The organism is Streptomyces sp. NPDC087906 (assembly GCF_055584925.1).
In genome coordinates this window covers 85,673-97,759 of sequence record NZ_JBVJLC010000015.1, presented here as the reverse complement: position 1 = coordinate 97,759, position 12,087 = coordinate 85,673, and the positions used below count along the sequence as shown (strand labels likewise).

Below are 12,087 nucleotides of genomic sequence, written 5' to 3'. Positions count from 1 at the left end.
CACACCCCCGCTCAGGCCATCAGTCCGCGCAGGGCGCCGTACACGCCGAGCACCCACAGGGCCAGCGGCAGCAGGCTGACCGCCGCCAGGGTGTGCAGGATCTCCGCGAGCCGGCCCCAGTACGGCACGAGCCGGGCACCCGGCACGGTCCAGGACGCGATGGCGATGGCGGCGGTGAGCGCCAGCAGCGCTGCCAGCAGCAGGGGCCGCCGGTCGGGTGCGTAGGAGACGGCGCCGACGAGGATCAGCAGCAGCGGGCCCAGCGCGCCGGGGACGGTCAGCGAGAGCCGCTGCCAGGCGTTGCCGAGGCCGCGGCTGTGCAGCAGCAGGAGCAGTGACAGCGCGCAGACCAGGAAGACGGCGGCCAGGTCCGCGTACCACGCGAGCACGCCGAGGCAGCCGGCGCAGACCGCGCCCACGGCCCCGTACAGCGAACTCATCCAGCCGTCGCCGAGGATCGCGCGGGCGGCGACACCGCTCGGCGAGTGCGGCTCGATGCCCTCCTGCAACTGCTGGGCGTTGGTGGGCAGGGGCGGCATCCGCAGCCCGGCCATCCGGAAGGACAGCGAGGGGACGAAAGCGCCGAGGATCACCGCCACCAGGGCGACGACCCCGGCGACCTGATGGGGCGCCAGGTCGGCGGCGATCATCAGGGTGCCGGCGAGCGCACCGAACACGGCGAAGACCGCGACACCGAGGAAGAGCGCGGCGAAGGCCGAGACCGCCGCGAGTACGACGATGGCGCCGCCGGCGCCCGCCGCGCAGGCGGCCAGCAGCCGGGAGCCGACCACCTCGTGCACGTGCGGCCCGGTCAGCTCACCGCCGGGCAGCACCCACCCGGCGTACGCGAGATACGGCGCGGCCATGACGCCCAGTGCCGCACCGGCCCCCGCGTCACCGACGGCGCGGCTGGCCGATCCGGCCCCGGCTATCAGCAGCAGCGCGACGACCGCCGCGCACAGCGCACGCGACTCCGTCGAGCCGCCGGGCAGCGCCAGGAGGACCAGCCCGCCGGTGAGGGCGAGCACCGCGAGGCCCAGCAGCAGTCTGCGGCTGGCCTTCGGGCTCCAGCCGTAGGGACTGCCCGCCATGGTGGTGGAGATGCCGTCGACCAGGTCGTCGAGCTGGACCTCGGGCAGGGCGGCGATGCGCGGCCTGAGGTAGAGGTCCTCGCCGTCGCGCAGGTCGTACGAGTCGAGGGTGCGCTCCTCGTCGAGGGGTTCGCCGCCGAGGCGTTGCAGGACCCAGCCGCCGTGGTCGATCCCGGTCTCTTTGAGGTCGTCGCCGGCGTAGCCCACGACAGCGGGCAGCAGGTCGGCGACGGGAACGTCGGAGGGCACCCCGAGGTCGATGTTCCTGCCGGGCGCGCGGACGGTCAGACGGCACAGACCGGCCGTCTGGGTGCCACTCATCGCACGTACTCCCGCTTCTGGTACTGGTTCACAGCTCTCCGGACGTGTCTGGTTGGGGGATACACATGCCGGTGCAGCCACAGTAAGCAGCAGAAAAGCCAACTGGCGTGGCTAATGAGCACGTTGGACCGAAGTTGGCAATGGAATGAACATGCCGATCAGGTCAACGGCCTCGCGCGTCCTTGAGGATTCACCTTGAGTCGCGTGAATGCCGCCCCGTGAGGAGACCGTCCGTTGAGTGTGGTCCTGTTCCGCAGGCCGGCCCGTCGCCGTGGCCCGGACATGCCCGAAGGGGAGTTGTCCCTGCAGGAGCCGCCGACGCTGCCCGAAGTGGTGCCGGACAGCTCCGCCGTGTGGACGTATCTGCCCATGGCGATGATGTCGGTCTCCATGATGCTGATGTTCATGCGGCCGGGCATGAGCGGCGCCTCGGGGGGCCACTTCATGTACCTGGCCATCGGCATGATGGTGCTGGCGTCCGGCGCGATGATGGTCGGCCAGATGATGCGCAAGGCCAGTGAGCGCAAGCAGCGGCTCAAGGGCGAGCGCCGGGACTATCTGCGCTACCTCACCCAGACCCGGCGCAAGGTGCGCACCGCGGTGGCCGACCAGCAGAAGGCGCTGGCCTGGCGGCACCCGGAGCCGGCCGCGCTGTGGTCGATGGTGGGCACCACCCGGCTGTGGGAACGCCGCCCGCAGGACGAGGACTTCGGCGAGGTACGGGTGGCCGTCGGCGAGCAGCAGCTAGGTCTGCGGCTGGTGCCGAACTCCACCACGCCGGTGGAGGACCTCGAACCGCTGTCCGCGCACGCGCTGCGCAGCTTCATCCGGACCTACGCCACCGTGCCCGAACAGCCCATCGCCATCTATCTGCGGGCCTGGGCCCGGGTGCTGCTGCGCGGCGACGAAGAGAGCATGCGCTCGCTCGCCCGTGCCATGGTCGCCCAGTTGGCGACCTTCCACGCGCCGGACGACGTGTGGGTGGCCCTGTGCGTCTCGGACGAGCGGCGCGCGGACTGGGAGTGGGTCAAGTGGCTCCCGCACAACCTGCATCCGCAGGAGACCGACGGCGCGGGCCAGGCCCGGATGTTCGTCTCCGCCTTCAACGAGCTGGAGGATCTGCTCGGCGCCGAGTTCCTGGAGCGTCCTCCGTTCGACCCGGAAGCCGCCGCCGGGCGCGAGGAGCCGTTCACGGTGATCGTGCTGGACGGCGGCGGTGTCCCGGCCGGGCACCGGCTGGACGGCGCCGGCTTCCGCAACGCCGTGGTCATCGACCTGGAGGGGGCGCTGACCTGGCGGCCCGGCCGGGTCACGCTGCGCTTCGAGGTGTCGGAGAACGACTTCGCGCTGGTACGCACCGACCGCGACCGCAAGGAGCAGACCACCCGGCTCGGTCGGCCCGACCGGTTCGGCCCGACCGGCTCCACGGCGCTGGCCAAGGGCATCGCCCCGTACCGGATGGGCGTGGGGTCCGACGCCTCGGCGCCCCTCTCCTCCGATCTGGAGCTGACCACGCTCCTGGGCATATCCGACCTCTACCGCCATGAGCCGCACGCCCATTGGGAGCGCAGCACCGGACCCGCCCGGCTGCGGGTGCCGATCGCGGTGAGCGCCGACGGGGCGCCGGTGGAGCTGGACATCAAGGAGTCGGCGCAAGGCGGCACAGGACCCCACGGCATGCTCATCGGGGCCACCGGGTCCGGCAAGAGCGAGCTGCTGCGCACCCTGGTGCTGGCGCTGGCGCTGAACAACTCGTCGGAGACCCTCAACTTCGTCCTCGTCGACTTCAAGGGCGGCGCCACGTTCCTCGGCCTGGACGAACTGCCGCACACCTCGGCCGTCATCACCAACCTGGCCGGCGAGGCCACGCTGGTCGGCCGGATGCAGGACGCGCTGCACGGTGAACTGATGCGCCGCCAGGAGCTGCTGCGCTCGGCCGGCAACTACACGTCCGCGCTGGACTACGAGAAAGCGCGCGCCTCCGGCACTGCGCTCGCGCCGCTGCCCAGCCTGTTCGTCGTCGTCGACGAGTTCAGCGAACTGCTCGCCGCGCACCGGGAGTTCATGGAGCTGTTCGTGATGATCGGACGGCTCGGGCGCAGCCTGGGCGTGCATCTGCTGCTCGCCTCCCAGCGGCTGGACGAAGGCCGTATGCACCAGTTGGAGAGCCACCTCTCCTACCGGATCGGGTTGCGTACCTTCTCCGCGATGGAGAGCCGCGGCGTGCTCGGCGTGCCGGACGCCTACCAACTGCCGCCGCAGCCGGGCAACGGCTACCTCAAGTCCGGCGTCGAGGCGCTGACCCGCTTCCGCGCCGCCTACGTGTCCGGCTCGTACCAGGAGCGCCGCTCCAGCGCCAACAAGGCCAGGGTGGCCAGTCAGACCGTGCCGTGGACCGCCGGCTACGTGGTGCCGCGCCAGGTGCCCGACCTGCCAGGCCCTGAGCCGGCGGAGGAGGAGGAAGAGACCACCGACACCCTGCTGTCGGTGGCTGTCGACCGGCTGCGCGGCGCGGGGCCGCCGGCCCACCAGGTGTGGCTGCCGCCGCTCGACCGGCCCGCCACCCTCGACCAGATCCTGCCGCCGCTGGTCCCCGACCCGGAGCTGGGGCTGACCACCGTCGGCTGGCCGGGCCGCGGCAAGCTGGCCGTGCCCATCGGCATCGTCGACAAGCCGTTCGAGCAGATGCGCGACCTGCTGACCATCGACCTGTCCGGGTCCGGCGGCCATGTGGCCATCGCCGGCGGCCCGCAGAGCGGCAAGAGCACCCTGGTGCGCACCTTGCTCACCGCTCTCGCCGTCACCCACACCCCGCGCGAAGTGTCGTTCTTCTGCCTGGACTTCGGCGGTGGCACGCTGGCCGCGCTGGCCGAACTGCCGCACACCGCCGGTGTGGCGGCGCGGCTGGAGAGCGAGCGGGTGAGCCGGACGGTCGCCGAGATCACCTCGCTGCTCGCGTCGCGGGAGCGGTTCTTCCTGGAGCACGGCATCGACTCGATGCCGACCTTCCGGCGCCGCAGGGCCGCGGGCGAGTTCCCGGAGCAGCACTACGGCGACGTGTTCCTCGTCATCGACGGCTGGTCCACGGTGCGGGCCGACTACGACCGCTACATCCAGACGTTCAACGGGATCGCGGCCCGCGGCCTGAACTACGGCGTGCACATCATCGTCACCACGTCCCGCTGGGTCGAACTGTCCGCCGGCGTACGCGACCAGGCCGCCACCCATCTGGAGCTGCGGATGGGTGACGCGATGGACTCCGAGATCGACACCCGGCGCGCCTCCACCGTGCCGCGGCTGCCCGGCCGCGGTCTGACCCGCGAGGGCAAGCTGCACTACCTCGGCGCGCTGCCCCGTATCGACGGCATGGAGAGCGCCGACGACCTCGCCGACGGTGTGTCAGGTCTGGTGTCCGCCCTGAAGGAGAGCTGGCCGGGGCAGCGGACCCCGCAGGTGCGGATGCTGCCCACCAGGCTGTCGGTCGGGCAACTGCCTTCACCTGAGGGCAACTTGCGGATGCCGATCGGTCTGGAAGAGGAAGAACTCTCCGTCGTCTGGCACGACTTCGCGGAGAATCCGCACCTGTTCGCGGTGGGCGACGCGGAGAGCGGCAAGACGAACCTGCTGCGGCTGACCGCCAAGGCCATCATGGACCGCTTCACCCCGGCCGAGGCCCGGATCATGGTGGTCGACTACCGCCGCGACCTGGTCGAGGCGATCCCGGACGAATACCGCCTGGGGCACGCCGTCTCCATCGACGCGCTGAAGGACCTGGTCGACGGCGCGGCCCGCGCGGTCCGCACCCGGCTGCCGGGAGAAGAGATCTCCCCGGCCCGGATGCGGCTGTGCGACTGGTGGACGGGGCCGCGGCTGTTCATCCTCGTGGACGACTACGACATGCTGGGCACCGGTATCGGCAACGCACCGTTCGACCCGCTGCTCCCGCACCTCGCGCTCGGCTACGAGGTCGGACTGCACATGGTGGTCACGCGCTCGGCGTCCGGCGCCGGCCGGGGTCTGAGCGAGCACTTGCTGCGGCGCTTCCAAGAGGTCAACACCCCGGCCCTGCTGCTGTCATGCCCGCCGACCGAGGGCTATCTCATCGGCAACATCAAGGGCCGCACGATGGCACCGGGCCGAGCCACCCACGTCGTACGCCGGAAGGCGACCCAGGTCCAGACGGCGCTGGTGGACACGTAAGCCCGCATTGAGAGCCCACCCGGCGCCCCATCCCCAACCGCCGGCCAGGCCGCTTTCAGAGCCCGTCCGGCGATTGAGGACAAACCGGCCCACCGGACGGACCCGGTCAACCTCACCGGACACGACCCAGGGCCCATCCCCAACCGCCGGGCAGGCCGCATTTTGAGCCCGTCCGGCGATTGAGGACGAACCGGCCCACCGGACGGACCCGGTGAACCTCTCCGGACACGACCTAGGGCCGGTCGCCGGCGCCCGCGTCACCCTCAGCCGCCCCCGCCGGCTGCCAGCCCCTCGCCCGCCCCCGGGGAATCACCACCGCACCGCCCGCCACCAGCAGCACCAGCGCACCGCCCCCGCCCGCGATCATCAGCGCCCGGTTACGCGGTCCCGTGGCGGCCGCCGCCGGGACGTGGGCCGCCGCCTCCCGGGGCGCGGTGCCCTGCGGGTCGGTGAGGAGTGTCGTCAGCGCCCCGTACGGGTCGAGCCGCGGCGGGTCGTCCGGGTAGCCGGCCACCGTGAGCTGGTCGGCGACCTGCGCGGCCGTCATCTTCGGCTGCCGGGCCCGGACCAGCGCCGCGGCCCCCGCCACATGGGCGGCGGCCAGCGAGGAGCCCGAGCCGAAGTAGTGCCCCGATCCGGTGGGCCCGACGCTGACCACCGCGTCGCCGGGGGCCGACAGGTCCGCGTTGTGCGCGGGCGGGGCGGCTTCGGGGCGCAGGCCGCCGGGGCCGTAGTCCACGACGGAGAGGACCCCGGGCGCGGCCCCGGGCCAGTACCAGGGGGCGGGCTGCGCGGTCTTGCCCGTATTGTCCTTCGGGAGGTAGTCGGGGACGTTCGGCGCGACGACGAGGGAGTCGTGCTTCGCCGCGTACGCGACGGCCTCGGTCAGCTCCTCCTTGCCGGTGGCGATCGCCCGCGCGACGTAGATGACCCCGGCGCCCCGGTCGGCCGCCGTACGGATACCGGCCGCGAGTCGCGACGCGGTCGTCTCGCCCCGGGTGTCCGTGCCGCGCACCGCCAGGATGCGGGCCCGCGGGGCGAGTCCGGCCACCCCGACGCCCTCACCCGGCGCGGCGGCGATCAGCCCCGCCGCGAAGCTGCCGTGGCCCACGCAGTCCTCGCCCGCGTCGCCGACCGCCTCGACCCGGCCCGAGAGGGCGGGGATGCCGGTTCCGACCCCGGTGTCCACGACGGCGACGGTCACCCCGTCGCCCTGGCTGAACTGCCAGGCCTTGGTCATCCCCAACGTCTGCCAGGTCCAGGGCTGTTGGCCGGCCTTGTCGGTGGATGCCTTCGCGCACGGCGCACCGGCGGGCAGTACCGACGAGACGACGGGGAGCTGGATGTCGTCCGCCGCCGCCGGGACGGCTCCCGCGGCCGACGAGAGTGCGGCCAGCACCACGGCGGCCACCGCCCGCGGCACCGGACGGCGGTGGGAGGGAGCTGCGCGTCGCATGTGCGCAGAATACGTGGGTCGTTGTCCAGCCGGTCGGCCCGAACTGTCCAACTTCTGCTCAGTGTTGTGTCGTCGGCGTGGGCAGAAAAACCCCCGGGTGGGCGCCGTGACGGCATCGGCCCACACCGGCGGCCTGCGCCGTGTCACACCCCCCGTGAGCAGCCCTGACATGCCTGGCTGAGGGGCAGTGGGTTCCCGTAGCCTGCAACGAGTGCGCGTCCCGCTGATCCCGCCCGCCACGACCGCTTCCCCTCAGGTCGCCGGGGCCGGCGCGCACCACAACGAGGAGGTCCCAGCGTGTCACGGCAGTTGCTCAGGGTCGATCCGGACGGGAGGGACAGCTTCCCCACGATCGGCGAGGCGCTGGCGCAGGCGCGCACCGGAGCCGTCATCCGCGTCAGGCCCGGTCGTTACCGGGAGAACCTCACCATCAACACCCGGCTGACCATCGCCGCCGACGGGGAGCGCGGCAGCGTCGAGATCTGCCCGCCCCGCGGCACCGCCGTCGTCCTGGTCGCGGACGCCGTGATGCTCACCGACCTGACACTGCGCGGCGGCAGCGAGGACCTGCCGGTGGTGGACGCGCCGCGCGGCCAGATCGTCATGGACGGCTGCACGGTGGTGGGTTCGGGCTGGACGGCGGTGCTGGCCAGGGAGAGCGGTTCGCTTGCCATGCGCGACTGCCGGGTCTCCAACCGGCAGGGCGCGGGTGTGGTGGACACCGCGAGCGCCGAGAGCGTCGTCGCCGACTGCCTGATCGAGCACCTCGGCACCTCCGCCGTCGTCATCGGCGAGCAGGCCCGCACCACGGTGCGCGGCTGCCGGATACGGGACGCCAAGGGCAACGGCCTGCTGGCCAACGGCGAGGCGCAGGGCCGGGTGGAGGAGTGCGACATCTCCGGTACCGAGAAGCCGGCCATCGCGCTGGAGGGCCGGTGTGCCACCCGCGTGTCGCGTGTGACCGTGCACGACACCTCGGTCGGCGTCTATGTGACCAGTGGGTCCCGGCCCACGCTGGAGGACGTCACGGTCACCGACACCACGGGGCCCGGCATCGTGCTGTCGGCCGGCGCCGACCCCGAGCTGCTGCGCTGCGTCACCCAGCGGACCCAGGGCAACGGCCTCGCGGTGACGGAACGCTCCCGCGGCACCTTCGACGGCTGCGAGTTCACCGCCGCCACCGCCTCGGCGATCCGGGTGAACGGCTCCAGCGCGCCGCTGCTCACCGGCACCGTGGTGCGCGACTGCGCCGACAAGGCGGGCGCGCTCCTCCTGACGGAGGACTCCTCCGCCGAATTCGACCGCCTGGAGGTGCTGGACGCGGCAGGCGTCGGCGTCTCCGTCCGCACCGGCGCCGACCCGCTGCTGCGCAAGGCCCGGATCACCGGCGCGGGCGGCCACGGCGTCGAGGTCCTGGAGGACGGCCGCGGCCGGCTGCACGGCTGCACGGTCGAGGGCTCAGCCGGCGCCGGGGTGTTCGCCGCGAACGGCGGCGCGCCCGAACTGCTCGACTCCGTACTGCGCTCCACCACCCAGGCCGGCCTCCGGGTCGGCGCCGACGGGCGGGCCACGGCCGCCGACTGCCACATCGACGCGTGCGCCACCACCGGCCTGCACGTGGAGACCGGGGGCGAGTTGACGGCCAACAGGACCCATGTGACGGGCTCGGCGGCGCACGGCGTGCTGGTCGCGAACGGCGGCCGGGCCACCTTTGAGGGCTGCCAGGTGAGCGGCGCGGGCGGCGACGGTGTCCGGGTCGACAGCTCGGAGCAGGTCACCCTCACCGACTGCGTCGTACGGGACAACGGCGGCGCCGGGCTCAAGCAGTCCCGTGCCACCGGGCGGCTCACCGTCGAAGGACTCGTCAGCAGTGGCAACACGGCCGAGGACGCCTGGGGCGAGACGGCAGGCGACCTCGCGGCGGAGGGCGCGGCCACCGACGCGGCGAAGCAGGGGCCGCAGAGCCCGCTGAAGGAGCTGGAGTCGCTGGTCGGGCTCGGCGACGTCAAGCACCAGGTACGCACCCTGGTCAACCTCAACCAGCTCGCGCAGCGCCGCGCCAGCCTCGGCATGCCCGTCCCGCCGATGAGCCGCCACCTCGCGTTCTCGGGCCCGCCCGGCACCGGCAAGACCACGGTGGCCCGGCTGTACGGCGGCATCCTGGCCGAGCTGGGCGTCCTGCCCTCCGGCCACCTGGTCGAGGTGTCACGCGCGGACCTGGTCGCCCAGGTCATCGGCGGGACGGCCATCAAGACCACCGAGGCGTTCAACGAGGCGCTCGGCGGTGTGCTGTTCGTCGACGAGGCGTACACCCTGCTGTCCGACGGCAAGGGCTCAGGCGCCGACTTCGGCAAGGAGGCCGTCGACACCCTGCTCAAACTCATGGAGGACCACCGGGACGACGTGGTGGTCATCGTCGCCGGCTACACCGCCGAGATCGCCTCGTTCCTGTCCTCCAACCCGGGTCTTGCCTCGCGCTTCACCCGCACCGTCGAGTTCGCCAACTACTCCGTGGCCGAACTCGTCACCATCACCGAGAACATGTGCCGGGCCCACCGCTACGAGCTGGCCCCGAGCACCCTGGACGCACTCGCCCGGCACTACGAACGGATGCCGCGCGACGCCGGGTTCGGCAACGGCCGCGCCGCCCGGCAGGTGTTCGAGGAGATGGTGGACCGGCAGGCGTACCGGCTCGGTTCGCAGTCCGACGCCGCGTGGAACGACCTGTCGCTGCTGCTGCCCGAGGATGTCGCCGACGAGTCGGCGGACGGGCGGACGGCGGACGGCCGCGGCGCCGACGAGCTGCTCGCCGAACTCGACGCGATGGTGGGGCTGCACGCGGTGAAGCGGGAGGTCACCGACCTGGTCAACCTCCTCTCCGCCACCAGGCAGCGGCAAGCGGTCGGCCTGCCCACTCCGAAGATCAGCAACCATCTGGTCTTCGAAGGCCCGCCCGGCACCGGGAAGACGACGATCGCCCGGCTCTACGCGGACCTGCTGCACTCCCTCGGCGTCCTGCGCACCGGCAGGCTCGTGGAGGTGGCGCGAGCGGACCTGGTGGGCCGCTACGTGGGCCACACCGCGCAGCTCACCAAGGACGCGTTCGAAAGCGCCCTGGGCGGCGTGCTGTTCATCGACGAGGCGTACACCCTCACCCCCGAGAACGCCGGATCGGACTTCGGCAGGGAGGCGGTGGACACCCTGCTGAAGCTGATGGAGGACCACCGCGACGAGATCGTCGTCATCGCCGCCGGCTACACCGAGGAGATGCGCCGCTTCCTCGCCTCCAACCCCGGCCTGGCCTCCCGCTTCGCCCGCTCGGTGAAGTTCGAGAACTACTCCACCGACGAACTGGTGGACATCATGAACGGGTACGCGACCGCCTCGGGCTACGACTGCGCCCCGGAAACCCTGGAGGCGCTGCGCGCCTACGTGTCCCAGCTCCCCCGGGACCGCTCCTTCGGCAACGCCCGCACGGCCCGGCAGACCCTGGAGTCGATGATGACCCGGCAGGCCCGCCGCATCGGCACGATCGCGGCACCGAGCATGGACGACCTGCGGCTGCTGGCGCCCGAGGACCTGCCGGAACGGGCGGGACTGGCGGCGGGGTGACGGATGACGGGGTGACGGGCCGGGGCCCGCCCTCCGGCCCGCTGTCTCGCGCGGGCCGGAGGGCGGGTCGGCGGGCGGGCCGGAGGGCGGCCGGTCAGCGGTCCAAGAGAGCGACGCGGACGGCTCGTTCGACGTGTGCGGCGGTGTTGGCGTATCCCGCACCGTTGGGGTGCACCAGGGTGACGCGCTTCTGAATGAGGCCACAGTTCAGCGGGGTGCCGGTGAGCTTGGTGGGCCAGTAGTCCTCGGCGTCGCCGCAGATCCCCTCGACCCACTTCGTGGCCGCGGGCTGGCAGGCGTCGTGGCCCACGCTGGAGGAGTAGATGTCGACGTAGCGGTCGCCGAAGAACGAAGAGACCTGCTGGATCGTGCTGTTCAGCCGCTTGAGGACGTCGTCACGGAGCCAGTCGATGTCGGCGTGCTTGATCGAGCCCAGCTCCGTGAGGGAGAGGCGGTTGCAGGCACTGGCCTCCTGCGGCAGCACGGCCGGGTAGCCGACGGTGATCACCTTGGCGTTGGGTGCGGCCTCATGCACCTTGGACAGCATGTCGACGTACTCGTCCTGAACCCTGCCCAGCTTGGCCTGGATGCTTTCCTCCCCGGCGGGCGGGTCGGTGTAGTACTCACGGCAGGACCCGCCGAGCGTCGCGCCCAGTTCGAGGCACTTGAGGAGCATGCCGCCGAAGGGCAGGCTGTTGCCGCCGACGCCGATGGTGACGACATCGGTCTGGTCGTTCAGGTTCGCCCGCTGGATCTGCGGGTCGACCGCGGGCCACCCGTCGGCGGGGGGCTGGACCGGGCTGATCGGTGTCTGCTTGGTGGCGGCGATGTTGTCGATGGTGGCGTTGCCGCAGCTCACGTTGGTCAGGTGCACGTACTTGCCGGGCGGGAACTCGTCGAGCTCCCGCTCGACAAGGCCGGGGTACGCGCCGCTGGTGCGGTCGCAGCCGTCCCGCGACGCGTCACCGAGCGCGGGCTGCGGGTCCCCGACGAAGCCGCCGGCCGTGTAGGAGTCGCCCAGGGCGGCCCACTGATACTGATCCGCCGCACCGGCGGAGCCCGCGGGCACGAGTGCGCCGGCAGCCAGGACAAGCCCGACCGCCAACGCTCGCATGCGCAGACGAGAGACAGGGTGTCGCATCGATCCTCCAGAACCGAGGTGGGACGCCCCGGAGCCTTGATATGCCCCACACAAGGAAGGCGCCTCACCCAAGAGCGTCCACACCGCCGTTCCACCGCTCCACTAAATGGGACCTATCAGACCCGATCGAGCTAAAAGATCAGATCTTCACGCTAATCGCCCGCCACCAGCCGACACAGCCGCCGGACCGGCGAGTCGGCCGCGGGCGACCGGGCCCCCGACACAGCGTGCAGACCCCGGACCCAGCTCTCTGCCACCCCCCATTT

5 protein-coding genes are annotated in these 12,087 nt (G+C 72.1%); 2 read left to right on the top strand and 3 right to left on the bottom strand.

Translation table 11 applies throughout. The features are described from left to right. Positions 1-11: 11 nt before the first annotated feature. Complete coding sequence (eccD, locus tag ACZ63I_RS31735) at positions 12-1,412, bottom strand: type VII secretion integral membrane protein EccD (protein ID WP_469342737.1); 1,401 nt, start codon at positions 1,410-1,412, stop codon at positions 12-14. Positions 1,413-1,652: 240 nt separating this feature from the next. Here eccD and eccCa point away from each other — a divergent pair, with 240 nt between their 5' ends. Beyond that, a complete protein-coding gene (eccCa, locus tag ACZ63I_RS31730; RefSeq protein WP_469342773.1) occupies positions 1,653-5,612 on the top strand; it encodes a type VII secretion protein EccCa in 3,960 nt (1,319 codons plus the stop codon). Positions 5,613-5,844: 232 nt separating this feature from the next. Here the strand turns inward: eccCa and ACZ63I_RS31725 are convergent, their stop codons facing one another. Next, complete coding sequence (locus ACZ63I_RS31725) at positions 5,845-7,068, bottom strand: S8 family serine peptidase (protein ID WP_469342736.1); 1,224 nt, start codon at positions 7,066-7,068, stop codon at positions 5,845-5,847. A gap of 297 nt (positions 7,069-7,365) precedes the next feature. Here ACZ63I_RS31725 and ACZ63I_RS31720 point away from each other — a divergent pair, with 297 nt between their 5' ends. After that, positions 7,366-10,680, top strand: coding sequence for a right-handed parallel beta-helix repeat-containing protein (locus ACZ63I_RS31720; RefSeq protein WP_469342734.1), 3,315 nt, complete (start codon positions 7,366-7,368; stop codon positions 10,678-10,680). A 94-nt stretch (positions 10,681-10,774) separates the two neighbouring features. Here ACZ63I_RS31720 and ACZ63I_RS31715 read toward each other — a convergent pair whose 3' ends face one another. Beyond that, on the bottom strand, positions 10,775-11,794 hold the full coding sequence (locus ACZ63I_RS31715) for an SGNH/GDSL hydrolase family protein (RefSeq protein WP_469342732.1): 1,020 nt from the start codon (positions 11,792-11,794) through the stop codon (positions 10,775-10,777). Positions 11,795-12,087: the final 293 nt, after the last annotated feature.

Excerpts from the sequence above, each read along its gene's own strand:
- eccD (WP_469342737.1), bottom strand. The coding sequence starts at position 1,412 with ATGAGTGGCACCCAGACGGCCGGTCTGTGCCGTCTGACCGTCCGCGCG.
- ACZ63I_RS31725 (WP_469342736.1), bottom strand. The coding sequence starts at position 7,068 with ATGCGACGCGCAGCTCCCTCCCACCGCCGTCCGGTGCCGCGGGCGGTG.
- ACZ63I_RS31715 (WP_469342732.1), bottom strand. The coding sequence starts at position 11,794 with ATGCGAGCGTTGGCGGTCGGGCTTGTCCTGGCTGCCGGCGCACTCGTG.